Origin of the sequence: Pseudomonas sp. BP8, from assembly GCF_017875955.1 — a bacterium.
Lineage (GTDB): Bacteria > Pseudomonadota > Gammaproteobacteria > Pseudomonadales > Pseudomonadaceae > Aquipseudomonas.
Window position 1 is genome coordinate 3301399 of record NZ_JAGINK010000001.1, and the last position, 26430, is coordinate 3327828.

At 64.0% G+C, this 26430-nt stretch carries 17 protein-coding genes; 6 read left to right on the plus strand and 11 right to left on the minus strand.

All coding sequences use genetic code 11. From position 1 onward, the window contains the following. Nucleotides 1-11: 11 nt before the first annotated feature. The 7 genes from J3B00_RS14440 to J3B00_RS14470 form a co-directional block, all read right to left on the minus strand. On the minus strand, nucleotides 12-1457 hold the full coding sequence (locus J3B00_RS14440) for a curlin (RefSeq protein WP_209868145.1): 1446 nt from the start codon (nucleotides 1455-1457) through the stop codon (nucleotides 12-14). Nucleotides 1458-1473: 16 nt separating this feature from the next. Further along, nucleotides 1474-1947 (minus strand): curlin, encoded by a 474-nt coding sequence (locus J3B00_RS14445; RefSeq protein ID WP_209868146.1) that lies wholly within the window; start codon nucleotides 1945-1947, stop codon nucleotides 1474-1476. A 15-nt stretch (nucleotides 1948-1962) separates the two neighbouring features. Further along, on the minus strand, nucleotides 1963-4194 hold the full coding sequence (locus J3B00_RS14450; RefSeq protein ID WP_209868147.1) for an Ig-like domain-containing protein: 2232 nt from the start codon (nucleotides 4192-4194) through the stop codon (nucleotides 1963-1965). A 32-nt stretch (nucleotides 4195-4226) separates the two neighbouring features. Then, entirely contained in the window at nucleotides 4227-5573 is a 1347-nt protein-coding gene (locus tag J3B00_RS14455; protein ID WP_209868148.1) for a hypothetical protein, read from the minus strand. Nucleotides 5574-5816: 243 nt separating this feature from the next. Further along, nucleotides 5817-6392: a molybdenum cofactor guanylyltransferase MobA gene (gene mobA, locus J3B00_RS14460; protein WP_209868149.1), complete on the minus strand. Its 576-nt coding sequence runs from the start codon at nucleotides 6390-6392 to the stop codon at nucleotides 5817-5819. Nucleotides 6393-6452: 60 nt separating this feature from the next. Then, entirely contained in the window at nucleotides 6453-9575 is a 3123-nt protein-coding gene (locus tag J3B00_RS14465) for an efflux RND transporter permease subunit (RefSeq protein WP_209868150.1), read from the minus strand. Between the two features lie 11 nt (nucleotides 9576-9586). Next, a complete protein-coding gene (locus tag J3B00_RS14470; protein WP_209868151.1) occupies nucleotides 9587-10756 on the minus strand; it encodes an efflux RND transporter periplasmic adaptor subunit in 1170 nt (389 codons plus the stop codon). Between the two features lie 157 nt (nucleotides 10757-10913). Between J3B00_RS14470 and J3B00_RS14475 the strand changes: the two genes are divergently transcribed. The 5 genes from J3B00_RS14475 (at nucleotide 10914) to yiaY (ending at nucleotide 16645) form a co-directional block, all read left to right on the plus strand. Continuing rightward, on the plus strand, nucleotides 10914-11615 hold the full coding sequence (locus J3B00_RS14475) for a response regulator transcription factor (protein WP_209868152.1): 702 nt from the start codon (nucleotides 10914-10916) through the stop codon (nucleotides 11613-11615). Between the two features lie 7 nt (nucleotides 11616-11622). Then, nucleotides 11623-12921 (plus strand): ATP-binding protein, encoded by a 1299-nt coding sequence (locus J3B00_RS14480; protein WP_209868153.1) that lies wholly within the window; start codon nucleotides 11623-11625, stop codon nucleotides 12919-12921. Between the two features lie 267 nt (nucleotides 12922-13188). Continuing rightward, nucleotides 13189-13620 (plus strand): PACE efflux transporter, encoded by a 432-nt coding sequence (locus J3B00_RS14485; protein ID WP_209868154.1) that lies wholly within the window; start codon nucleotides 13189-13191, stop codon nucleotides 13618-13620. Between the two features lie 184 nt (nucleotides 13621-13804). Continuing rightward, entirely contained in the window at nucleotides 13805-15367 is a 1563-nt protein-coding gene (ilvA, locus tag J3B00_RS14490) for a threonine ammonia-lyase, biosynthetic (RefSeq protein WP_209868155.1), read from the plus strand. A 129-nt stretch (nucleotides 15368-15496) separates the two neighbouring features. Further along, entirely contained in the window at nucleotides 15497-16645 is a 1149-nt protein-coding gene (yiaY, locus tag J3B00_RS14495) for an L-threonine dehydrogenase (protein ID WP_209868156.1), read from the plus strand. Between the two features lie 21 nt (nucleotides 16646-16666). Here the strand turns inward: yiaY and J3B00_RS14500 are convergent, their stop codons facing one another. From J3B00_RS14500 to J3B00_RS14510, 3 genes are all read right to left on the minus strand, one after another. Continuing rightward, the gene (locus J3B00_RS14500) at nucleotides 16667-17851 is read right to left on the minus strand and encodes a hypothetical protein (protein ID WP_209868157.1); all 1185 of its coding nucleotides are present in this window, start codon (nucleotides 17849-17851) and stop codon (nucleotides 16667-16669) included. Between the two features lie 84 nt (nucleotides 17852-17935). Then, complete coding sequence (locus tag J3B00_RS14505; RefSeq protein WP_209868158.1) at nucleotides 17936-18403, minus strand: VOC family protein; 468 nt, start codon at nucleotides 18401-18403, stop codon at nucleotides 17936-17938. 132 nt (nucleotides 18404-18535) lie between these two features. After that, entirely contained in the window at nucleotides 18536-20155 is a 1620-nt protein-coding gene (locus J3B00_RS14510) for an NADP-dependent glyceraldehyde-3-phosphate dehydrogenase (protein ID WP_209868159.1), read from the minus strand. 139 nt (nucleotides 20156-20294) lie between these two features. Between J3B00_RS14510 and J3B00_RS14515 the strand changes: the two genes are divergently transcribed. Then, a complete protein-coding gene (locus J3B00_RS14515; protein ID WP_209868160.1) occupies nucleotides 20295-22535 on the plus strand; it encodes an EAL domain-containing protein in 2241 nt (746 codons plus the stop codon). A 1-nt stretch (nucleotide 22536) separates the two neighbouring features. On the opposite strand, the gene J3B00_RS14520 is transcribed toward J3B00_RS14515, so the two are convergent. Continuing rightward, nucleotides 22537-26373: a leucine-rich repeat domain-containing protein gene (locus J3B00_RS14520; RefSeq protein WP_209868161.1), complete on the minus strand. Its 3837-nt coding sequence runs from the start codon at nucleotides 26371-26373 to the stop codon at nucleotides 22537-22539. Between the last annotated feature and the right edge of the window lie 57 nt (nucleotides 26374-26430).

Here is a 26430-nt window from a genome sequence, read left to right on the forward strand (position 1 = left end):
GGGGGAACTGATTACTGCTGAGTAACGGTCGCCATGTTGGCATTGCCGAACTGGTTGATGGTGGCGTTCTGATTGGCGCCACTCTGGTCGACAAACGCTTGGTTGGCATTGCCACCCTGGGTCACGTAGGCGACGTTGAAGGTGTCGGCCTGCTTGATAGTGGCCTCGTTACCACTGCCATACAGCTGGTTGGTGTAGCTCTCGTTGCTGGTGCCAGACTGCGTCAGGTTGATGCTGTTACCACTGCCGGCAGACAAGCCGCTGGCGTAGTTGTCGGTACCGCGCTGATCGGCAACCAGCACGTTGTCGCTGCCGTTCTGCTCGAAGTACAGCTCGTTGTTGCTGTCGATCTGGTTGGTCTGCATCTGGTTGCCAGTGCCCTTCTGGTTCAGACGGGCGAGCTGGTTGGCACCGTCCTGGGTCAGGTTGACGCTGTTGAGCGAGCCGGTCTGGTTGATCTCGGCGCGCTGGCCGGTGCCGAACTGACCGCCGAGCTTGTCACCCTTCCAGTTACTGGCAGTGATTTTGTTGCCATTGCCGGTGGTGGTAATGCTCAGGCTGTGGTTATCACCCATCTGGTAGGTGTAGTGCAGGTTGTTGTTACCGTTCTGGGAAATACTGGTGACCGACTGGTTGGTCTCGAACTGATCAGACCAGCTGGCGTTGGCCTTGCCGGTCTGGTTGAGGCTGGCGGAGTTGGCCTGACCGAAGCTCTGATCGATGTAGCCTTCGTTGAGCTGGCCACTCTGGTAAATGTTGGCCTGGCTGTCGGTCTGACCGTCCTGCCAGACTTCCATGGAGTTGCCGGTGCCGTGCTGGTTGATGTTGATGCTGCCGCCAATACCGTCGCGCTGATCGCCGTAGGCCCAGTTCTGCTTGCCTTCCTGGTAGATCTGGACATTGCCGTCAAGCTGATTGAGGTGCTCGGCTGCAGCAAAGTTGTCACTGCCGTCCTGATCGATCAGCGCACGGTTGTTGCTGCCCGCAACGCCCTGTTCGACGACTGCTTCGTTACGCTGGCCGCGTTGCTGGGTGGTCGCCTGGCTACCGAGTTGGCTGTCCTGGAATACCGTCGATCTGTTGGCAGTGCCTTGTTGAATCTGCAACGACTGGTTGCCTTCGCCCAGCGACTGGCTGGCCAGGCTGTCGTTCAAGGTGCCAGCAGACTGCTGGGTGATCTGGCTGGCGTTCTCGAACAACTGCTCGGCATAACCTGCGTTGTACGAGCCGGTGGCGCTTTGCAGAATGTGACTGGTGCTGGTGTCCTGCACGGCCAGGTGGTTATGGCCGCGGCCAGTCTGGTTCTGGGTTGCCGAGGCAAACGATGCCGCCGTCTGGGACACTTCGGCGATGTTTTCGTTGCCCTGCTGGTTCTGCGTCGAGGTGCTGTCATCGGCCATGACCTGGCCGGCCAGAGCCAACACAATCGCGGCGCTTAAAGGTGCGAGCTTGAACATGGTGGTGCCTCCAGGTCTATCGATATTGGGTGATCTGAACGTGTTGGCCATTGCCAGCCTGGGTCACGGCGCTGTTGAGCCCCGTGCCGGCCTGCTCGATGCTGGCGCTGTTGGCGTTGCCGATCTGCTCGATCGATGCGCTGTTGCTACTGCCGCTCTGGCGGATCGACGCGCTGTTGCCGTTGCCCTGCTGGCTGATCGAGGCCATCAGGTCATTACCTTCCTGCAGGATGAACGCCTCCTGCGCACCGCCGGCCTGAACGATCCGGCCCAGTAGGGCCTGACCGTTCTGGTCGAGGGTGGCGCGGTTGCCCGTGCCTTGCTGCTCGATCACTGCCACCTGGCCGGCACCCACCGGCAGCAGGCGGATCACCAGGGGTTCACCGAGGTCGTTGCCGGCCACCAGGTCGGCGTTGTCCAGCAGGTCTTCGGCCCAGGCGGCCTGGCCGCCAAGGGCCAGGCACAACAGCAGTGGGTACAAGCGGTTCATGGCGTTCTCCCTGGCTTACTGCACGACTACCGGCACGGTACGGGTGGTGCCTTGGCTGCTGCGGATGGTCGCCGTCGGGGTGGTCGTCGGGATCACCGTGGTGCTGTTGCTGACTGTCAGACGCCAGCGTCCGGTCACCGGTACCGTGGTCGTGCCCAAGGTCACCAGTCCGGTGGTGCTGGTCACTTGCACGGTGATGGTGTTGCCGGTGGTCACCGACGAGGTACCGCTGATATCCCAGTTGAAGCGGTTGTTGGAACGCGCCGCGACAGTGGCCGCAGTAACCGCGAAGTTCTCCGCCGCCGGCCGTGGGGATACCTGGACGGTGACCGTGCCTGGGGTCGACAGCGCGCCGATTGCGTCACGCACCACGTAGCTGAAGGTCGTGGTGAACGCCGTGGTGACCGTCGCGGGTGGGGTGTAGGTGACCGTCGTGCCGTTGGTGGTCACCGCGCCGCGGCCCGCCGGAGGCTGGCTGACACTGGCAACCGTCAGCGGTACGTTGGCTTCCGTGTCGGTATCGTTGGCCAGTACGTTGATGGTCAGCGGTACACCCAGGGTGGCGACGGTCTCGGCGACGGCTACCGGTGCCTGGTTGGGCGCGACGTTGATGGTCACCGTGGCCGGTGTGGATTGCAGCCCTTTGCTGTCCTGGGCGCGGTAGCTGAAGGTAGCCACCAGTGGCGAAGCAGCGCCAGGCGGTGGGGTGTAGGTGATGGCGGTGGTGCCGTTGAGCACGACTGCACCGAGGCCGGTGCCCGGCTGGGTCAGCTCGGTGATGGCCAGCGGCACGTTGCCGTCCGGATCACTGTCGTTGGCCAGCAGGTTCAGGCTCAGCGGTACGCCGACACTGGTGCTGCCGCTGTCGGCCTGGGCCAGCGGAGGCTGGTTGGCGGCTTCGACCGGGGCGCTACCGAGCACAACCACCGGCTCGACATCACTGCCGCCATGGGCCGACTTGACCGTCACGGTTGCCGGTGGTTGGGTCAGGTCATTGACGGTCAGGGTTTGCAGCGTGCCGGACTTGGACAGCCGCCCGTAGCCCTGGGCGACCAGGTCAGGAACCTGTACTTCATCGCTGGAGCTGGCCTCGATCAGCAGGCGCTTGTTGGTCCAGTCATAGCGAGCGGTGCGCACTTTGACCACATCGCTGAGCTTGCTCGACAAGGCGGTCGGGCGGGTGGTGCCGGTAGCACTGCTGGCGGTGACCACCACCACCGGTGGCGGCGCGGCCTGGGTCAGTTGATGGTTGAAGAACAGCCCGCTGTTGTCGGCCAGCATGCTGAACTGGCAAGGCGAGGGTGGCGAGCCAACCAGCGCGAGGCTGTTGCGCAGGCACAGGCTGGCGCTGTTCGGTGCCTTGGCAAAGACCTCGACGCGCGTTCCTGCAGCGTTACGTTGATAGGTGGCGCGTTGCAGTTCCACCGGGGTCTGCTCACGCGGGTCGAGAACCTTGCCAGACACGCTGAACAGGTTGGTTTCGATGCGTCCGGGCGGGCCGTCGATGCGCACGAAGTTGGTGTCGAACGGGCTGCCGGTGACCGTTTCGGTGAGGTTCGGGTCGCCAACAAAGGTTTCGGTGGCGCCGGTATCAGGGTTGACCTCGGTGAGCAGACCGGCAGCGCGGCGCAGGAACGGGCCGATATTGCCATTGAGCGTGCCACTGAAGTCGCCCGGTGCACCGATGCCGATGTCGCGGGTGAGGTTGATCGCACGGCGTCCGCCGGCGGCCACCGTGACGGTCTCGACACCATAGGGGTGGGTGATGGTATAGGTCCCGGCGCGGGGTACCGAGGCACGGATGCGGATGCGGGCAAAGCTCTGCTGGTCACCATCCACCGGGTTCTCGGCGGCGAACGCCGCTTCAATTGCCGCCACGTAGACTTCCAGCTCGTAGCCGCTGTTGCCGACCTGCGGAATCTCGGTCTCGGCCGCGAACCAGAACATCTCTGGCGGCCAGTTGTCCGGGAACACCAGCGGCAAGTTGTCATCGTAGATGCCCGGCTCGGGCAGCAGGACGCACATGTAGGACGGCGCGCCGGGAGCGCTAGGTACCCGCGAACTGGTGGCACGCGACTGACACAGTTCCAGGGCCAGACTGTTGGCGTCCTTGTACCACATGGGATAGCGCCCGGTGGCCAGGGTGTAGGGGCCCGGGTCGACTTCGGTAAGCGCGGCCCAGGCCGCGCCGGTGAGGGTGAAGGAGAGCCCGGCAGCGCACAGCGCTCGGCGTGACCATGTGTTCATGATGCCTCCTTGGAGGTGGGGCCGTTGTCTGTTCATGGCACCAGCACCACGTCTTCGCTGTCGCTGCCGCCGTGCGCGCTGGTCACGGTGACCGACGCTGGGGGGATCGGCGACAGGCCGGTGGTCAGGGTTTTCACTGCGCCATTGCCCGCCAGCGCCCCGATCAGGGCGCCGTTGCCGGTGGTGGCGCTCAGGCCCGGGGGTGACGTCTCATCGCTGCTGCTGGCAACCAGGGTCAGTTGGCCGCTTGCCAGGCTGTACTCGGCACGGCTGATCACGACAAGGTCGGTCAATGCCAGGGTGGCGTTGGTTGGCGTGCTGCTGGCGATGGCGGCGGTGTTGTCGGCGTTGATCACCAGGCTGGTGGGCAGGGTCGGGTTAAGGGCCGATTGCGCGTACCAACTGCCGGTGCCGTTGGCCTCGGTCAAGCTCAGGCTGGGGCTTTGGCTGGTCAGGGTGACGGTGGCGGGCGGTGGCGGCGCCATGACGAACACATCCTGCTGGGCGCGCAGGTCGCCGTTGTCGGTGCTCCGCGAGTAGGTGCTGCGCAGCGGGATCAATGGCGTCGGACGCTCAACCGTGGAGAGTTTGCCCGAAATCGAGAACAGCTCGGTACGCAGGTCGATGCCGTTGGGCCCTTCGATGCGCACGAAGTTGGTGTTGAACGGGCTGCCGGTGACGGCCTCTTCCAGGTTGGGGTCGCCGATGAAGCGTTCGCTGGCGGCGGTCAGCGGGTTGGTTTCGGTGTACGGGCCGTTGACGCTGCGCAGGAACGGCCCGACATCGCCCTTGAGCGCGCCGGTGTAGGTGCCTGGCGTGCCGATACCAATGTCGCGGGTCATGTTGATCGCGCGGCGTCCGGCAGCGGGGACGTCGAACACGTCAACGCCGTAGGGGTGGGTGACCACGTAGGTGCCGGCGACCGGCACATCGACGCGGATGCGGACCCGGGCGAAGCTGACCTGGTCACCTTCAGCCGGCTCTTCGGCACCGAACGCCGCCTCGATCGCGGTGCCGTAGCTCAGGTCGATCCCGCGTGCAGCATCGACGATGGCCGCATCGGCGGTGAACCAGAAGGTTTCATCGGGGAAGTTGGTCGGGAAGTCCAGTGGCTGGGTGTCGTCGAACACGCCGGGTGCCGGCAGCAACGTACACATGTACGACGGTGCGCCAGGCGCGCCGGCCACGCGGGAGCTGACCGCCTTGGACAGGCACAGATCGAGGGTGCGGCCATGGCTGTCCTGGTACCAGGCGGCGAACCCGCCGGTTTCGTGGAGATAGGGCCCGGGGTCGACTGCATACAATGCAGCGTGGGCCGGGAGCTGGAGCATGCCGGCGAAGATCGCCACTGCCAGCGGGTGGGGTATCGGTCGGTGCATGAGTCAAACCCTCCTGCAAACGGGCCCAAGGGGTTGGGGCGTCTGAGGGGGTATCGGCAACACCCGTGCCAGGTTTCTTATTCTGGCCTGCAGGGCTTGTGGGGCGTGGGGTCGAGGATTTTTACCGGAGCGGTTTTTGCAGTGTGTGGGTGGGCTGGGGGCCCCAGTGTTGGGGGAAACGGGTTATGGCTATCAGGTGCTGGTCACCCACTTTCTGGCGGGTCATGCACCTCACCCTCAAGGTCAATCTTCCAGCCACTCAGGGGTGTTGAAGTTACTCAAGCGCGCATCGTCTTCAGCACACGCCAACCCCTGCACCGGCTCGCGTAGCAGCGTCTTCTGCAAACTCCGCTCACCGTCTTGCCAAGCCTGCTCCAGCATCGGCAGCACTCGCCGTGGCAAGACACTGAACAGCGGCTGCCAGAACCCGCTCTGGCGGACCATCACCGGGCTGTCGTGGGCTACCGCCAGCCTGAGCAGGTCCTCGATCAACCCCCGCTCGATCCGCGGCGCATCACAGGCCAGCACCACCACCCACGCGTGCCGTGCCACCCGAAGGCCGGCAATCACCCCAGCCAACGGTCCCGGATAGTCCGCTTCGGCATCGCCCACCAGCTGATCGGCATAGGCCCGATAGGCCTCCTCATTACGGTTGCAGGAGATCACCACATCGTCGCTCAGCGGCCGCACCACCCGCTGCACATGCGCGACCAGTGGCATGCCTTGCCAGGCCAGCAGGCCCTTGTCCCGGCCGCCCATGCGCTGGCCCCGGCCACCGGCGAGGATGAGGATGGAGCAGGGGGGCAGCGTCGCAGACATGAAAAAGGGCTCCTGGCATTCAATCCAGGAACCCTCCCATGTCGCCCATAGCTTGTCCAGTCAGACTTCGCTGGCTGTCTCAGCAGGCGGCTCGGCCTTCTTGCGCCCGGCCAAGCGCATCACCACCACGAAGAACACCGGCACGAATACCACCGCCAGTGTCGCGCTGAGCATCCCGCCGATTACCCCGGTGCCAATCGCTTGCTGACTGGCGGAGCTGGCGCCGCTGGCGATGGCCAGGGGGACTACGCCGAGGATGAACGCCAGCGAGGTCATCACGATCGGGCGCAGGCGCAGGCGCGCGGCCTGCAGCGCGGCATCGAAGGCGTCGTGGCCTTGGTCGACCAGGCCCTTGGCAAACTCGATGATGAGGATGGCGTTTTTCGCCGACAGGCCAATCAGGGTGATCAGGCCAACCTTGAAGAACACGTCGTTGGGCATGCCGCGCAGGGTCACCGCGAGCACTGCGCCAAGGATGCCCAGGGGCACCACGAGCAGTACCGCGGTGGGGATCGACCAGCTCTCATAGAGGGCGGCCAGGCAGAGGAACACCACCAGCAGCGACAGCGCCATCAACAGCGGTGCCTGGCTGCCGGACAGGCGCTCCTGCAGCGACAGCCCGGTCCATTCCAGCGCGGTGCCGGTCGGCAGTTGGTCGACCAGGCGCTGTACCTCGGCCATGGCCTCTCCCGAACTGAAGCCCGCGGCCGGCTCAGCCGAAATCGACACCGCCGGGTAGCCGTTGTAACGCGTCAGCTGCACCGGGCCGCTGACCCACTGGGCCTGGACAAAGGCGCCCAGCGGAACCATCTTGCCGCTGCTGTTGCGCACATGAATCTTCAAAAGGTCCTCGACCTGGCTGCGCTGGTCACCCTCGGCCTGCACCACCACCCGTTGCATGCGGCCCTGGTTGGGGAAGTCGTTGACGTAGTTGGAGCCGACCGCGGTGTTCAGCACCGCGCCGATGTCGGCGAACGACACGCCCAGCGCATTGGCCTGGCGGCGATCGATCTGCAGCTGCACTTGCGGACTCTCCGCCAGCGACGACTCGCGTACGTTGACCAGCACCTTGCTCTGGTTGGCATTGGCCAGCAACTCGTCACGCGCTGCCATCAGCTGCGCGTGGCCGAGGCCGCCACGGTCCTGCAGGCGGAACTCGATACCGGTCGACTCGCCAAGGCCATCGATCGGCGGTGGCAGCACCGAATAGGCCACGGCATCCTTCAACTGGCTGAACGCTGCGCTGGCACGGTTGGCAATCGACTGGGCACTGTCGTCGGCACCGCGTTCGGACCAGTCCTTGAGCGTAGTAAAGGCGAGAGCGGCGTTCTGCCCGCTGCCAGAGAAACTGAAGCCCAGAATCAAGGTAGTGTTGCCCACCCCCGGCTCACCGGCATTGTGCGCTTCGATCTGTGCCGCGACCTGTTCCGTGCGCGCTCGGCTGGCACCGGGTGGCAACTGGATGTCGGTGATGGTGTAGCCCTGGTCTTCGGTCGGCAGGAAGGCCGTTGGCAGTTGGCTGAAGCCATAGCCCAACGCCGCCAGCAGGACCCCGTAGACCAGCAGGTAACGGCCGCTGCGCTTGAGTGCGTGGCCAACCCAGCGCTCGTAGCCGCTGCTCATGACGTCGAAACGGCGATTGAACCAGCCGAAAAAGCCCTTGCGCGCAGGCTGATGGCCCTTGCCCAGCGGCTTGAGCAGGGTGGCGCACAGCGCTGGGGTCAGGCTCAGGGCGAGAAACGCCGAGAACAGGATCGAGACGGCCATGGACACCGAGAACTGCTGGTAGATCACCCCCACCGAGCCCTGCATGAAGGCCATCGGCAGGAATACTGCCACCAGCACCAGGGTAATGCCGACGATCGCCCCGCTGATCTGGGTCATGGCCTTGCGCGTGGCTTGTTTGGGCGGCAGGCCTTCTTCGGCCATGATCCGTTCGACGTTTTCCACCACCACGATGGCATCGTCGACCAGGATACCAATAGCCAGGACCATGCCGAACAAGGTCAGCACGTTGATCGAGAAGCCCAGTGCCAACATCACGGCAAAGGTGCCCATCAGCGCCACCGGCACTACCAGGGTCGGGATCAGCGTATAGCGGATGTTCTGCAGGAACAGGAACATCACCGCAAACACCAGCAGCATCGCCTCGAACAGGGTAGTGATGACCTGCTGGATCGAGACCTTGACGAACGGCGAGGTGTCATAGGGGATGTCGTACCTGACCCCGGCCGGGAACAGGTGTGCCAGCTGCGCCATTTTTTCCCGCACCAGGGTCGCGGTCTCCATGGCGTTGGCGCCGGGCGACAGCTGCACGGCAAAGGCGGTCGAGGGCTTGCCGTTAAGGCGCGTACCGTACTGGTATTCCTGAGCGCCGATTTCGACCCGGGCGACATCACCGATGGTCACCGTGGAACCATCGGGGTTGGCGCGCAGGACAATCGCAGCAAACTCTTCAGGCAGGCTCAACTGGCCCTTGACCACCACGTTGGCGGTTATCTCCTGGGTCGCTCGGCTGGGCAGGTCGCCGATGCTGCCGGGCGCGACCTGGGCGTTCTGCCCGGCAATGGCTTGGGCGACGTCATCAGGCGTGAGCTTGAAGCCGATCAGTTTGCTCGGATCGATCCAGATGCGCATGGCCCGCTCCGAGCCATACAACTGCGCCTTGCCGACGCCCTTCAGGCGACGAATTTCGTTCATCACGTTGCGCGCAAGAATGTCGCTGAGGGCAGTTTCGTCGAGGCTGCCGTCTTCGGAGGTCAGCGTGGCCAGCAGCAGGAAGCCAGTAGAGACCTTCTCCACCTGCAGGCCTTGCTGGGTCACCGGCCGCGGCAGGCGCGACTCGACCACCTTGAGGCGGTTCTGTACATCGACCTGGGCCAGGTCGGGCTGGGTGCCCGGCTGGAAGGTCGCGGTGATGGTGGCGCTGCCCTGGCTGCTCTGCGACTGGAAGTACAACAGGTTGTCGGCGCCGTTGAGCTCTTGCTCGATCAGGCTGACCACGCTCTCATCCATGGTCGCCGCCGAGGCGCCCGGGTACACGGCATAGATCTCGACCTGGGGCGGGGCAACGTTGGGATACTGCGCGACCGGCAACTGCGGAATCGCCAGTGCACCGGCGAGCAGGATGAACAGCGCGACCACCCAGGCAAATACCGGGCGGTCAATGAAGAACTGCGGCATGAATCAGGCCCTCACTGGCCGTTGTGCTGGACGATGGGAAGCGCGGCGGACTCGACCTGGACCTGGTCGCCGGCTTTGACATGCTGCAAGCCCTCGACCACCACCTGCTCGCCTGGGCTCAGGCCCTCGCTGACGATCCAGCGGTCGCCCTGCGCGCCGCCGAGCACCACCTGACGTTCGCTGATGCGCGTTTGCCGGTCGACCACCAGCACCTTCGGTACGCCGGCGCTGTCGCGCAAAATAGCCCGCTGCGGCACGCTGATGCCCTCGGGCTGTACCGCCTGCTCAAGGCGTACACGCACGTAGCTGCCCGGCAGCAGGTCGAGGTCGGGATTGGGGAACTCGCTGCGCAGGGTGATCTGGTTGGTGCTTGGGTCGACGCTGATATCGGAGAACAGCAGCTTGCCCGGCAGCGGGTAGGTGCTGCCGTCGTCCTGGACCAAGGTAGCCTTGGCCTGGCCGTCGCCGACCTGACTCAACTCGCCGGCGCGCAAGGCCCGGCGCAGGGCGTTGAGCTCGCGGGTCGACTGGGTGAGGTCGGCGTGGATCGGGTCCAGTTGCTGGATAGTCGCCAGCGGCGTGCTTTCGTTCTGGCCGACCAGCGCCCCTTCGGTAACCAGCGCGCGACCGATCCGCCCGGAGATCGGCGCGGTAACCGTGGCATAGCCCAGGTTCAGACGGCTGCGCTCTAGCGCTGCCTTGCCGGCGGCGACCTCGGCGTCAGCCTGGAGAAAGGCGGCCCGCGCGTTGTCGTATTCCTGGCGGCTGACCGCCTTGTCGTCGACCAGCTGGCGATAGCGCTGCTCCTGCAGGCGCGCCTGGTAGCGCGATGCCTCGGCCTTGGCCAGGGCGGCGCGGGCGCTGTCGTAATCGGCCTTGAACGGTGCCGGATCGATCAGAAACAACACCTCACCCTGCTTGACGTCGCTGCCTTCGCGGTACACCCGCTTGAGCACCACACCGGCCACCCGCGCGCGAACTTCAGCGGTGCGCGGCGCCAGGATGCGCCCGCTCAGTTCGGTACTGATCTGTAATGGCTGGGCCTGCACGGTTTCGACCCGCACCTGTGGGGCAGGGGCCGTTTGTGCCTGCTCGGCGGCATCGTTGCAGCCGGCCAGTGAAAGGGTCAGCAGCGCCAGTGGCGCCAGATGGCGCAGGCGGGAGGGCAAGTAGGTAGACATACGGAGCTTCCGAGAATGACCCGGCGTATGCTAAAGCAGTCTTGTGCGCCAAGGGTGTGAAGCACTGTAGGAGGAGTGTGAAAAAGTGTAAGGAATGACGCTGACCACGCGCACGATTCTATATCCTGCCAGCCATCCTCCTTGTGTCAAGCCACCTATGCCGAACATTCTCCTGGTCGAAGACGACAGCGCCCTGGCCGAACTCATCGCCAGTTACCTGCAACGCAATGATTTTCTTGTCCGGGTAATCGCACGCGGCGACCAGGTGCTGGACGCGTTTCGCCAACAGAAACCCGACCTGGTGGTGCTCGACCTCATGCTGCCTGGCCTCGATGGCCTGCAGGTTTGCCGGCTACTACGCCAAGAGTCGCAGGGCTTGCCGATTCTCATGCTGACGGCCCGCGACGACAGCCATGATCAGGTGCTGGGCCTGGAGATGGGCGCCGACGACTACGTGACCAAGCCCTGCGAGCCACGGGTGTTGCTGGCGCGAGTGCGCACCTTGCTGCGCCGCAGCAGCATCAATGAGCCGCGCCTGGAGAGCGACCTGATTGTGGTCGGCGGGCTGCGCATCGACCTCGCTGAACGCAGCGTGACCTGGCGCGGCGCCGAGGTGGAGCTGTCCAGTGGCGAGTACAACTTGCTGGTGGTGCTTGCGCGCAATGCCGGCGAAGTGCTCAGTCGCGACCGCATTCTGCAGCAGTTGCGCGGTATCGAGTTCAACGGTACCGACCGTTCGGTCGACGTGGCCATCTCCAAGTTGCGCCGCAAGTTCGACGACAGCGCAGGCGAGGCGCGCAAGATCAAGACTGTCTGGGGCAAGGGCTACCTGTTCAGCCGGATCGAGTGGGAGTTCTGAACCGATCATGCTGAAAATTCTGGTGCGCTTGTACCTGCTGATCATCGTCGCCTATGCCGGGGCCTTGCTGCTGATCCCCGACGCCATCGTCGGCGCCTTCCATGATCGCTTCATGGCCTACAACCTGGACCAGGCCAAGGGAGTTCAGTCGTTGATCGTGCGGCAGTTCCAGCAGGTGCCCCGCGAGCAGTGGCCCGCGGTCGAGAGCGAACTGGCAGAGACCTTTGCGCCATTGCAGGTCAAGCGTTTGCGCTGGGATGAGGCTGAGCTGTCGGTGGCAGAGCGGACCCGCCTGGAGCAGGGCTTGAAGGTAGTGCGCCTCGGCGAGTGGGGCTATTACCGGACCGCGTTGGCGCCGCTCGATCAAGAGTGGCTGGTGAGTTTTCATAACCCGCCTGATCCGGTTGATATCAACGTCTTGTCCTGGGGCGTAACCGTGCTGATCGTCGCGGCCATGCTCGGCTGCATGCTGGTCTGGGTATGGCCGCACTGGCGTGATCTGGAGCGCCTCAAGGAAACGGCACGGCGCCTGGGCCAGGGGCAGATGGCCGAACGAACGCATATCTCTGCGCGTTCGAACATCGGTGAGCTGGCCGGGGTGTTCGACACCATGGCCGGCGACCTCGAGCGGCATGTCAATGCTCAGCGCGAACTGCTCAATGCGGTGTCGCACGAGTTGCGTACGCCGTTGACCCGGCTCGACTTCGGCCTGGTGCTGCTGTTTGACGAAGTGCCACCTGCCAGCCGCAAGCGCCTGCTGGAGCTGGTCGGGCATGTGCGCGAGCTGGATGATCTGGTGCTCGAGTTGCTGTCCTACAGCCGCTTGCAAAATGTCGAGCAGGCCCGCGAACGGGTCGAGGTGTCGTTGCTGGAGCTGGTCGACAGCGTACTCGGTGGTTTTGCTGAAGAGCTTGATGGTCGCGGTATCCAGTGGGAGGTTCGCGCCGAAAGCCACCTGCCGCGCTTCGTCCTCGACCCGCGCCTGACCGCTCGAGCGGTGCAGAACCTGGTGCGCAACGCCATGCGCTATTGCGACGTGGCCTTGCTGCTGCGCCTGCGGCTTGAGGAGGACGGTGCCTGCCTGTTGACCGTCGAGGATGATGGGATTGGGATTCCGCTCGAAGAGCGCGAGCGGATCTTCCAGCCGTTCTATCGACTGGACCGCAGCCGTGATCGCAATACTGGCGGTTTTGGCCTGGGCCTGGCGATCAGCCGGCGGGCGATCGAAGGGCAGGGTGGGACCTTGACCGTGGCACAGTCCACGCTGGGTGGGGCGCAGTTCAGGATTCGTCTGCCTGCGGGTTGATGAGTTGACTGTGCGGACCGGCGTTTGCACGGTTATGAAGTAGCGTCTGGCTTGGGTTCGTTGGGTCTGCTTCGCAGCCCTTTCGCGACGCAAGGCCGCTCCCACAGATTCCGCGTATGCCTCAAAGGCGGCGCTGTAAATGTGGGAGCGGCCTTGTGTCGCGAAAGGGGCGCGCAGCGCCCCCGGCATTGCTGGCCTTCACTCTGTCAGTTGAAGATCCAGGGCAACCGGCGTACCGTTCCTGGCCTATCTCCCGAGGAGCAGTACATGCAAGGCAAGGCCCGCAAGATCGTCCAGGCCATCTGTTACGAGATCATCGCCGTTGCCTGCGTGGCCCCCGCGCTGTCATTCATGTTCGACGCAGGCATGGCCCACTCGACCGCGCTTTCGGTATTGATGTCGGGCATCGCCATGAGCTGGAACATGGGCTACAACTGGGCCTTCGAGCGCTGGGAGGCACGCCAGCAGCAGCGTAGCCGTACCCTCCTGCGCCGGGTGCTGCACGCGCTTGGCTTCGAAGGCGGGCTGGTAGTGCTTCTGCTGCCGCTGGTGGCGTGGTGGCTGGACATCAGCCTGTGGGCTGCGCTGCTGACCAACTTGGCACTGTTCGTGTTTTTCTTCGTCTATGCGTTCGTCTTCCAGTGGGGCTTTGACAAGGTGTTCGATGTGCCGCTCTCGGCACAAGAGCTCAAGTGTTGACTTCCTACGTGCTGGCAGGATAAGTTCCTTGCCCATGAATACCTTCCCGCAACGTCACGCCGTGAGCATTATTATTACCGCCATTATCGGATTGGCGGGCTAGCGCGTACGTGCACCTAACCCGCCCTGGAGGCGGGTTTTTTCTCTCTGACTCCTGGGCAAGTACAACAACCAGGAGTCATTGATGACCAATCTCAGCGTCACCCCGCGTACCGCCACCACGCCGCAACAACTGCTGACAGAGCAGGTTCGGCGCATTCTTGCTGCGCCGGTGTATGACCTGGCCATCGAAACTCCCTTGCACGCCGCCCCCGCGCTGTCGGCCAGCCTTGGCAACCAGGTGTTGCTCAAGCGAGAAGACTTGCAGCCGACCTTCTCGTTCAAGATCCGCGGCGCCTACACCCGCCTGGCGCGGCTGACCCAGGCCCAGCGCGAGCGCGGTGTGGTCACTGCATCGGCCGGTAACCACGCGCAGGGCGTGGCCCTGGCTGCGGCGCACCTGGGCATGCGGGCGACCATCGTCATGCCGACCACCACGCCGACCCTGAAGATCGAAGGGGTGCGCTCGCGCGGTGGCCATGTGGTGCTGCACGGCGAAAGTTTCCCGCATGCCCTGGCCCACGCCTTGCAACTGGCCGACAGCGACGGCGCAACCTTCGTGCCGCCGTTTGACGACCCCGACGTGATCGCCGGCCAAGGTACCGTAGCCATGGAGATCCTCCGGCAACAGCCTGGCGCCCTTGATGCGATCTTCGTGCCGGTCGGCGGTGGTGGTCTGGTGGCGGGCATCGCCGCCTACGTCAAATACCTGCGCCCCGAGGTCAAGGTGATCGGCGTCGAGCCGGAAGATTCCAACTGCCTGCAAGCCGCCCTGGCTGCCGGCGAACGGGTAATCCTGCCGCAAGTCGGGACCTTTGCCGATGGCGTGGCCGTGGCCCAGGTGGGCGCGCATTGCTTTGAATTGTGCCGGCACTTCGTCGATGAAGTGATCACCGTCAGCAGTGATGAACTGTGCGCCGCGATCAAGGACATCTACGACGATACCCGCTCGATCACTGAACCCTCCGGCGCACTGGCTGTGGCCGGAATCAAGAAGTACGTGGCCCGCGATGGCGTACACGGGCAGACGCTGGTGGCAATCGATTCGGGTGCCAATGTCAATTTCGACCGCTTGCGGCATGTGGCCGAACGGGCCGAGTTGGGCGAGCAGCGCGAGGCGATCATCGCCGTGACCATCCCCGAGCAGCCAGGCAGCTTTCGCGCCTTCTGCCAGGCGCTGGGCAAACGGCAGATCACCGAGTTCAACTACCGCTATTACCCCGGCAAGGAAGCGCGGCTGTTTGTCGGGGTACAGACGCATCCGCTGACTGACCCGCGTGAACAGTTGCTCGCCAGCTTGCGCGGGCAGGGCTACGAGGTCCTCGACCTGACCGACAACGAGCTGGCCAAGTTGCATGTACGCCATACCGTGGGTGGGCACGCTGCAGCGGGTAGCGATGAGCGGGTGCTGCGCTTCGAGTTCCCCGAGCGGCCGGGCGCCTTGCTCGGCTTCCTTGAGCGGTTGGGCAAGCGCTGGAATATCAGCTTGTTCCATTACCGCAACCACGGTGCAGCCGAGGCGCGCGTGTTCGCCGCGCTGGAAGTGCCGGGGGATGAGCTGGCCGGGTTGCCGGGGGCTTTGGATGAGATGGGTTATCGCTATTGGGATGAGACGGATAACCCGGCGTATCGACTGTTCCTGGGCTGAAGGCGTGAGCGCTGGTCGTCGCCAATGCGCAGGAAGCCATTACTGACTGCGTTATTGCCGTGGATCAACACCCGCTCCCGCATTCAGGCAGATCCTCGCGGTAGACAGACATGCCACGAGGATCAGCCCATGAGCAGCACGTTCTTCATTCCCGCCGTCAACATCATGGGCATCGGTTGCCTGGAGGAGGCGATGGCCGCGATTGCCGGTTACGGCCTGCGCAAGGCGTTGATCGTCACCGACCAAGGCCTGGCCCGCGCGGGTATTGCCGAACATATCGCCGGCCTGCTGGCCGTGCGCGATATTGATGCGGTGGTGTTCGACGGCGCCAAGCCGAACCCAACCATCGCCAATGTCGAGGCCGGCCTGGCGATTCTGCAGCGCGAGCGCTGCGACAGTGTCATTTCCCTCGGGGGCGGCTCGCCGCACGACTGCGCCAAAGGCATCGCCCTGTGCGCCACCAATGGTGGGCAGATCAGCGACTATGAGGGTGTCGATCGCTCAAGCAAGCCGCAGTTGCCCCTGATCGCCATCAACACCACGGCCGGCACCGCCAGCGAAATGACCCGTTTCTGCATCATCACTGACGAGGTGCGCCACGTGAAAATGGCGATCGTCGACCGCAACGTGACGCCGATTCTATCGGTCAACGATCCAGCGCTGATGGCCGCGATGCCCAAGGGCCTGACGGCGGCCACCGGCATGGACGCCTTGACCCACGCCATCGAAGCCTACGTGTCCACGGCCGCGACGCCGATCACCGACGCCTGCGCGCTCAAGGCCATCAGCTTGATCAGCGATAACCTGCGCCAGGCTGTTACCGACGGCAGCGATCTGCAGGCCCGGGAGAACATGGCCTACGCGCAGTTTCTCGCGGGCATGGCCTTCAACAATGCCTCGCTTGGCTACGTGCATGCCATGGCGCACCAGTTGGGCGGTTTCTATGACCTGCCGCATGGCGTGTGCAATGCCGTGCTGCTGCCCCATGTGCAGCGCTTCAACGCCAAGGTCAGCGCTGCGCGCCTGCGCGATGTGGCCAAGGCGATGGGTATCAAGGTGTGTGGGCTGGATGCAGAGCAAGGCGCAGGTGCGGCCATTGCGGCCATCGAGCACTTGGCTGCGGCGATTGGAATTCCTGCTGGTCTGGCCGAGTTGGGGGCCAGCGTTCAGGATGTGCCGCTGCTGGCGAGCAATGCCTTGAAGGACGCGTGCGGACTGACCAACCCACGGGTGGCCAGCCAGGTCGAGATCGAGGCGATCTTCCGCGCGGCGTTCTGATTCAGGGCGGGCGGTTGGCGGTCACCGCTCGCGCATGAAAAACCCAGCCACGTACTTGCGAAACGTCTCCAGGCTCTTGAAGTCGGCATAGCGTTTGAAATGCTCGGTCTCAGGCTCCGGTCCGACCGGTTGCTCGAGCAACGACACCGACAACACTCGATCCTGGTCTGACGTCAGTACCAGTTCATCCATGACCTGACCGCCAATTACCGGCCGGCGCATCAGCACCTTGACGCCTTTACTGGCCATCCAGTCGATCAGCGACACCAGTGCCTTCAGCGGTTCGCGCTCTTCGTCGCGATACACCGGGAACAGCTGCGCCCGTGACAGCACCGGCACGCTGGCGATGTGGATCAACTCATAGAAGTGGCTGCCGGCGGTGGCCGGCGAGTACAGCGCCAGGGCCAGTAACGGCCCGCTGGTGCGGCTGCCGCCCCAGTACAAGTGGTGCCCCTGAAAGTCGAAGCCATCCTCGCTGCGCGCATTGAACAGCTTGCGCCCCTTGACCTGGTCGACGCAGTCAAGCAACAGGCCGTGGCGACGATGGTTGCCAAACACCGTGGCGTCCCGCAGGCGGGACTTGAGCATCATCATGTGCTTCATGTCCAGGCGGGTTTCCAGGTAGTTGCTGGCTGGCACCCGCTCCAGTAGCGGATAGCGGCTGGCGACACTGCGCAATTCAGCGAACTGCGCGGTGAGGTCCTTCTTCAGGTGGGTGGCGTAGACGTTGAGGCCGCTGATCTCGATCCAGGTCAACAGCAACGACAGCAGGTGTTGCTGTTCGTGCCGATCACCCACTTCGCCGCCACTGCCAGCCTCGGCGCCTTTACGGAAGTCGCCGATCAAGCGCAACGGCGTATCCGGCGCCAGCCATGCCGGTGGCGGGCTGCTTTCGTTACGGCGTTCGTCGGCCTCGCGCTCATCCTTGGTGAATGGGCAGCCGGAGGCGTGTTCGGGGGTATCCGGGTTATTGCGCAGGACCAGCCGCCCGGTGTCGCCGTTCAGGGCGATGTTGAGTACCGGCAAGGCATCCTTGCGGCAATCGCAGGCCAGCCACTGATTGGCGCTGCGCACCTTCATCAACATCTGGTTGGCCTGCAGCACAGCCGGGCCGCTCAGGCTGCCGGCGGCGAAACCGGCCAGCAGTTCTTCTTCCGCTGCCGTCAGGCTGCGCACCAGGGTGGCGTTTTTTTCGATGATTCGCATGAAGCAGCTCCAAGCTACAAGCCTCAAGCTTCAAGCAAAGCCGCCGCGCTTTCAACTTGAAGCTTGTGGCGTGCTGCCTGAGGCTCAGTTGCCGCCGAACATCTCCGCCGCACGGGCGCGGATTTCGTCGGGCGAGAGGTCTTCCTTGTGGGTCGAGACAAACCACAGGTTGCCGAATGGGTCTTTCACCGTGCCGCTGCGGTCGCCATAAAACTGATCCTTGAGCGGGCTCACCTGGCTGGCACCTGCGGCAATCGCCTGGGCGTAGACCTTGTCGCAGTCTTCGACGTACAGGTGCAGGCCCACGGCAACGCCGTTGAGCGACTGGCTGGCGGTCAGGCCGCCGCTTTCCCCGCAGGGTTCGGCCAACATCAGCGAAGAGTCGCCGATCTTCAGTTCGGCGTGCCCGACGCGGCCATCGGGGCCGTCCAGGCGGAACATCTCGATGGCACCAAAAGCCGCTTTGTAGAACTCGATGGCCTTGGCGGCATCCTTGATGCCGAGATAGGGCGTGATGCTGTGCTGCCCTTCGGGAATGGGTTTGGCTGCCATGTTTGTCATCTCCTGGAGAAGTTGCATGGGCGATCAACAGTCGGGCAGAGCCCGATACTTGACAACGAAGCTGTATGTTTGTACAGCTTCGCGGTTTTCGCCAATGCTATTTCCCGATAAGCAATCGCTCGCCTAGAAGATGTAGTCAGTGGTCAGGAAACTTGACTGACGATTTCGTATGATCTCGCTGATCAATTGCTTGTTGGCTTCCTGGAACTTGGTCGCCACCAGGGTGCGAATGGAAAACACGCGCAGCGCATCATGTACCGACAAGGTGCCTTCGGCGCTGTTCTTGCGACCGTTGAACGGGTAGGTATCCGGCCCACGTTGGCACTGGGCGTTGAGGTTGATCCGCCCGACCTGGTTGGCGAAGGTGTCGACCAACGTGCCGATGGTCTGAGGGTCGTTGCCAAACAAGCTCAGCTGCTGGCCGTAGTCGGAGTCGAGCACGTACTCGATCACCGTCTCCAGGTCACGGTAAGGCACCACCGGCACCAGCGGGCCGAACTGCTCCTCATGGTACACACGCATGTCGGCACTGACTGGGTAGAGCAGGGCAGGGTAGAAGAACGAGCCACGGCTCTGTCCGCCGCCTTCATTGAGTACCCGGGCGCCCTTGGCCGTGGCATCGGCGACCAGCCCATCGAGATAGTCGACCTTGCCCTGTTCCGGCAGAGGCGTCAGCGCCACGCCGGGCGTCCAAGGCATGCCCGGCTTGAGCGCGGCGAGCTTGCGCTGGAATTTGTCGAGAAATGCATCGATCACATCCTCGTGGACAAAGAGGGTTTTCAGTGCCGTGCAACGTTGGCCATTGAACGACAGCGCACCGGTCAGCGCTTCCTCGACGGCGTTGTCCAGGTCGACCTGGGGCAACACGATGCCTGGGTTCTTCGCGTCCAGGCCGAGCGCTGCGCGCAGACGGTGCGGGCGCGGGTGGAGTTTTTTCAGGTCGCTGGCGGCCTTGTGGGTGCCGATGAAGGCGAATACATCGACCTTGCCGCTGGCCATCAAGGCACTGACGGTTTCCCGGCCGCGGCCATAGATAACGTTTATGACGCCTGCCGGGAAGCTGTCACGGAAGGCCTCCAGCAGTGGCCGGATCAGCAGTACGCCGAACTTGGCCGGTTTGAACACCACGGTGTTGCCCATGATCAGGGCCGGGATCAGGGTGGTGAACGTCTCGTTCAGCGGGTAGTTGTAGGGGCCCATGCACAACGCCACACCCAACGGCGCGCGGCGGATCTGGCCGAGGGTGCCTTGTTCGAGTTCAAAGCGGCTGGAGCGCCGATCGAGGTCTTTGAGTGCGTTGATGGTGTCGACAATGTAGTCGCAGGTGCGGTCGAACTCTTTCTCCGAATCCTTGAGGTTCTTGCCGATTTCCCACATCAGCAATTTGACTACCGCCGTGCGCTGTTCGCGCATCCGCGTCAGGAACACTTCGACGTGCTGGATCCGCTCGGCAACGCGCATGGTTGGCCAGGCGCCGCGGCCTTTGTCGTAGGCCTGGACTGCCGCGTCCAGCGCGGTGAGGGCGGTGTCGGCGTCAAGCAGCGGCGCACTGCCGAGAATGACTTGCTCCTCGTGGTCACCGTGCTTGAGCCAGACCGGGCTGCGCACCGTGGCCAAGGGGCCGGGCCATTGCCTTAGCTGGCCATTCACCAGGTAGTCGCGCTGTTCCAGCGGCGGACCCAGGCGCCAGGCCTCGGGGATTTCATCGGCGGTCGGAAACAGCGAATCGAGCAGACGGTCCATGGGTACTGCACCTCACGTATTTGGCTAGGTGAAACGCTTCAGCTTGCGAGCATGCACCCGCCGCGAGAAAAACACCAGTCTGGCTCAATATTGCCAAACCTGCGCCGATAACCAGGCAATCGACCTTCGACGCGGGCCCATGAGAACAGACCCCTTTTCCTTTGATGAACCGCGACCGCCTGCGGGCGCTTTGCGTCGGACTGCCAACCGCCTGCTGCCGGTTGGTTTCGCTGTGGTCGGCATCGGTCTGTCGCTGGTCCTCGGTCGGCTCGATGTGCAGCGCAAACAGACCGAGCAGGTCGCAACCGTCGCCGCCCATCTGGCCGGCGTGCGCGGCGCGCTGGAAGCGCAGCTGCGTGCCGCCTTTGGCGAGACCGAAGGCATTGCCCAGTTGATTGCCGCCGATGGCGCGATCAGCGCCGAGCATTTTCATGGCATGGCCCGTGAAGCGCTGGCGTCGGTACCCTACATGCGCCATGTGTCACTAGCGCCGGGCGATGTCATCAGTGATGTGTATCCACTCAAGGGCAACCTGACGATCATCGGCCTGGACTACCGGCGCTTGCCAGAGCAGTTTGTAACGTTGCAGTCTGCGCGTGAACAGCAGCAACCGGTGCTCGCCGGCCCCGTGCGTCTGCACCAGGGTGGTGAGGCACTGATCTATCGGCGGCCGGTGTTCGTCAACGGCAAGCGCGGGGTGAAGTTCTATTGGGGCAATGTCTCCACCGTCGCTGATATCGACCGCCTGCTGCGCGCTGCCGGCCTCGGTCCGGAGCTTGAGATCGACGTCGCGGTGCGCAGTGCCGATGGGCGGGGCGCGGCAGACACGTTGATCTGGGGCGATGCGCGCTTGTTCGAAGCGCCACTGCTGAGCCAGACCGTGGACGTACCCGGTGGTCGCTGGCAACTGGTCGCCGCGCCGCGTGACGGCTGGCCGGCGCTGGGGCTGTTTGCCTCGCCGCTGTTCCTGTTTGCCTTGAGTTGCACAGGCCTGTTCAGCCTGTTTGTCACCCAGCTCAACCGCAGCCGCCGGCTGCTGCAGCAGCGCAATCGCGAGTTGCGCCAGTCACAGGCCCAGCTTGAGCGCCTGGCCCACTACGACACGATTACCGGCCTGCCCAACCGGGTGCTGTTTCAGCGGCAACTGGCCAGTGCTATTGACCAAGGCCATGGCCTGGCAGTGCTGATGCTCGATATCGACGGCTTCAAGCAGATCAACGATAGCCTGGGGCATGCCATGGGCGACCTGCTCTTGCAGCAGGCCACCGCGCGATTTTTGCAGGCGCTGGAGAGCCAGGATCGCGTCTGCCGGCTGGGCGGTGATGAGTTCGTGTTCATGCTGCAAGGCAGTCAGGGCCAGGTCAGCCATCAGGTGCGGGCGCTGTTGCGCTGCCTGCAGCGGCCGTTCGACCTCAATGGCAGCGCCGCGCTGGTGACCGGCAGCCTCGGCCTGGCCTGGTGCCCGCAACATGGCGAGTGCGTCGACAGCCTGCTGCGCCATGCCGACACTGCCATGTACGCGGCCAAGGAGGCCGGGCGCAACGCCTGGCGGCCCTACCTTCCGGAGATGACCGCACGCCTGCAGCAGCGCCTGGACATGCAGCGCAACCTGCGCCGAGCCCTGGAGGACAATGAATTCGAGTTGTGGTACCAGCCCAAGGTGGACTTGTTCAGTGGCCGCGTGGAGGGCGTCGAGGCGCTGTTGCGCTGGCGCGATCCGCAACAGGGCCTGGTGTCGCCTGCAGACTTCATTCCCCTCGCCGAGCGCACCGGGCTGATCATTCCCTTGGGCGAGCGCGTGCTGGAATTGGCCTGCGCGCAATTGGCCGAGTGGCGCGACGCCGATTGTCTGCCTGGGCCGATGGCAATCAACGTGGCAGCCCTGCAGATCGAACGCAGCGATTACGTCACCAGCCTGGCCCAGGCTCTGCAGTGTCATGCGCTGGCGCCGAATCTGCTGGAAGTGGAAATTACCGAGAGCCTGCTCATGGAAAGCCAGCAACAGGCCTCTGCGGTACTGGCCCAGTTGCAGGCCATGGGGGTGGCGACGGCTGTGGATGACTTCGGTACCGGCTACTCCTCGTTGGCGTATTTGCGAGCGCTGCCCATTGACCACCTGAAGATCGACCGCGCGTTCATCAAGGACTTGCCTGGAGATGACGATGCGGTGGCGGTGGCCCGGGCAATTATCGACCTGGGCCATGCGCTGGGCTTTCGCATCACTGCCGAAGGTATCGAAACCCAGGCGCAATATGACTTTTTGCGCAATGCCGGCTGCGACCAGGGCCAGGGTTACTTGATGGCCCGGCCGATGCCAGCGCAAGCCTTGCAGGCCTGGCTGGCTGGCCGCGAGGTCCGTCAGCGGCATTGGGCGCAATGAATCAGGTGTAGGCAATCGGCAGGTCGAGCAGCCTCACAGCCGGTTGCGCCAGGGCCCGTTGTCGGTAAGGGATATCCTGGTCCATACGCGTCAACCGGCGCCAGGTTTCATCAACGCTCTGCGGCAGGCCACGGGTGAATACCCGGCTCCTGAGCAACCTGCGCAGATCTCGCCGGTACGCCAAGGGCAGGCGTTGCCACACCGCCAGGCGATCGCCGCCTGCTTCATTGAGCAGCGCTTCATACTCGATGTCGGCAACCAGCAGGTCGATCCCGCTGGCCGTGTGGTACGCCTCGATTTGCGCCATCACCTGTGCACTCAGGCTATTGCTTTCCAGGTGCAGGGCTCTGCCGACCCGGGCCGGCAGGGTAGAGGCGGCAGGCAAGTGCGTGAGCGGATTGCGCGCGAAATCCAACACCAATGGATCACCCAGGCCTTGCAGGCCCTGTGGCAGGGTACTCAACCCACACTCGGTCATGTACACCGTGCTCAGCCCTGGCTGCCGGGTCAGGTTGGGGGTTTGTCCCAGTGGGCAGCCGGAAAAATCCAGCACCCGCAGGTTCACGTAGCTGTCGAACGTGGCCTGCGCCGCCGCATCCCAGCGCAGCGGGTTGCCGTCCAGGTCCAGCCATTGCAGTGCCGCGGGATCTTGCAGCAGCGGCAGCTGCTCAAAGCCGCTGCTGGAGAGCATCAGCCGATTGAGTGTGGGCAGGCGCGCGATCAGGTTGGGTGGGATCTGGCTGACGCGGGGGTTTGATGACAGACGCAGTTCATTGACGTGGCCGAGGCCGTCAGGCAGGGGCAGACTGGCCAGGTCTTCGTTGGCCAGATCCAGCCCGCCGAGGTCTAGGGCAATGATCGCGCGCCCCGCCCCAACTGGCACGATCTCGTTGCGCCGCCAGGCGTTCTCGACTCGCTGGCACACGGGTTGGCGTTGTGCACGGGTGCCAGCCCAGGCGTTGAGTTCGCGGCGCAAACTGCCTAACTGGTTTTCCAGCCGTTCTATTTCCAACTCTGGCGACAGCCGTCGACCGAGCCAGCCTGCGCGCAGCCGCTGATATTCCAGCTCCGAGGTCCGCGGAAACAGCCGCCGATAGCGCGTGGCTAACGAACTGCGCAGAAATGTCCGATCGTAACCGCGGGCCGGATCGCCGCCGCGCAGGCCGCCCTTGCCCCAGCGCGGGCGGGGCGTGTCCCACAGTTGGCGGGCCATGCCTTGTCGATCTTGCGCAACCAGCGCCAGTACCTGTGTACGCACCTCTTCAGCACTCCCGGCGCGCCACCCCAGGGCCTGCCGTTGCGCATCGGGCAAGGCGTCGACGATGGCCTGACACAGGTCTGTATCGATAGGGCCGGGTGCCGGGCGATCACCCCGATAAACTTCGTAGCCGTTCGTCGATTTGATAATGACCGCGGGCGCCTGTGCCTGACTCTCGCCGATGGCCTCCAGCACTGGCCCTTGCGGGCCGCCTGCGCGTATTTCCAGACGCAGGGTCGCTGGCCAGGCGGGCAGACGTTCAAGGCATGCTAGCAGGAGCCGCTCACTGTCCTGGCTCATCAAGTTGCCCAGCCAAACGTCCTGCAGTGCTTGAGTGAGGGGCAGCTCTGCAACGATCCGGTTGACGTCATCGAGCAGCCACGCTGGCCACTGAGCACCGTCCAGCAGTGCGGCGCGTGCTGCGGGGTCAAGTCGGCGCGTCAGGCGCGCTGCCAGAGGCGGCGTTAGTAGCGGATGCTCAGCAGCGAGTCGATCTGCCAGCGGGTCGGCTGCCTGGCTTTCCAGATAAATGCGCTGAAACGCTGTCTGCAGGTCCGGTTGTCCTGCCTCGGCCACGCCGACCCTGGCCAGGCGCTGGGCGTGCAAGCGCGACAGACTGTCCATCAGCAGCAGCGGATTTGGCTGGCTGGCCAGGTGAGCAGCAGCCAGGGCCTGCTCTGGCGTGCCGCTGACTTGCAGCGCCTGGTGCAGGTCGACATCGCTCAAAGCTGCGAAGTCGGGGTGCAGGCGGCGCGCCTGATAGGTCGGCGTCCAGGCTTGGGGCTGTTCGTGTTCCGCGCGCCAGGCACCCTCGCCGTTGTGCTCCAGTAGCGGTTGGTAGGCCTCGGGGTCAGTTGGATGGACGATGCGCCAACGGTTCAGGGTGGCATCCTGACGTAGCTGGTACAGCTGATCGTCGATACGGATGAAGCTGCGACCCTGGTGTTCGAATTGCCCGGTGAGGTTGGCTTGCAGGCCTTCAGGCAGCACGACGTCGCTGGCATAGGGTGCAAGGTCGGGGTGCCACAGTCGCTGTTCGCCAGCGGCGGTGCGAATCGGCTCAAGGCTTTCCATGAGCGAACTGTTGAACAGCCTTGGCAGCAGCTTGCCCGCCCCGTGCAACCCGCCGATCAGTGCCAGGTTCAGGCCAACCGCTTCGAGGTGGCGCAGCGCTAGCTGGCGGTCACCTACGCTCCACGCCTGGTAGCCTTCATACACCTCGTCGAGCAGTTGGTAGGCCACCACTGCGGTCATCAAGGTGCCAACGCCCGGCACGAAGAACCCGGCCAGCATCAGTGTATTCAGGCCTAGATTTTCCCATGCGGCCAGCCGGCGCTTGCGTGCCTGTTCGTCCGCGTCGGCGGTGGGCACCGCGAGCTGGCGAGCTTCGCCTTTGAGCCTGGCCAGGTAGTCCTGGTGGAGGAAGTCGAACAGGTTGTCGGCGATGGGCACCTGCACCAGGTGAAGGTCTGCACCCGCGCGTCGTGGCCAAGTTTGATCGGCAGCCGATGAACCTTGGCTGTCCAGGTTCTGTTGTAAACGGCTGAAAAATAGCCCCTGCTGGTCACGCGTGACAAACGCCATGAACGCCTTGCGCTGGGCGGGCTGCAGCAGGTCGTCGCACAGTTGCTCATGCAGCGCTGCCAGATCGCTGAACTGGCGCAGCGATAAATCGAAACCTGGCAGGTACAGGAGCAGGCCCGCCTCGTCGAGGTCGAGTATGAGCGCTTCATGAAGGGTGATGCCGAACAGGCTCAATTGGCTGCACGCCAGACTTGTCGGTTCGGTTATCAAGGCGTGTACCTTGTCCACGGCGATGCCGTCGAGCTGATGGCGGAGCAAGGCCAGGTCTGCCGCGAGGCGCAGTTGATCTTGCAGAACCGCTTGTGCCTGTTGCTTCACCGGTGGCGGTGCGAACAGCGCGGTGAGGTGGTCTTGATAACGCTGACCGATATTCAGTACCCGGCAACTGTGGGCGAAGTCTGCAGGCGCGAGTGGCAAAGGCTTGATTGTGTAGTGCTCGGAGTCGAGCGCGATGTCCACCAGCGTTTCGCTGTCTCCCAGGGTGGTCTTGCCGATGACCACCGTCTTTTCGATGTGCGCGTCGCCGGCCAGCGCGAGCGCACTGTCTGGACTGAATTCAACGGCGGGGTCGAAGTTATGCAGGGCAGCTTCAAGCAGGCTGCGGCGCTCATGATGGTTGACGTAGGTACCCCAGGTGTACACCGGGTGGATGTGGATCAGCTCAGTGCTGCGGGGCGGGGCGGACAGCTGATGCTCGTCCAGCAGCCATTGCGCCAAGCGTGGCTCGGCGAATTCGGCGATGCCTTGCAAGCCACGTAGCGAGCGCGCCAGTGCTTGCTGCGAGCGGTCCAGCCGCGCTTGGCTGGCGTAGACCGCTTCGCGCAGATGCGGTGCGGCATTGGCGAACCACGCCGCTGGCGTGGTTGGCAGATGCTGAGCGGGAAGCACGGCCGCGTGCAAGGACTGCCACTGTTCAACCGAAGCGTGCTGGCTCCAGTTGGGCAAAAGGCGTTGCAGCAGGTGTTGATGCGGGTTTTCGTGGTCTATGTTTGACATTGTCAAAGCTCCATTCAGGGGGCCCTGAGCAAATGCCATATCCGCCGCTTGCCGGTG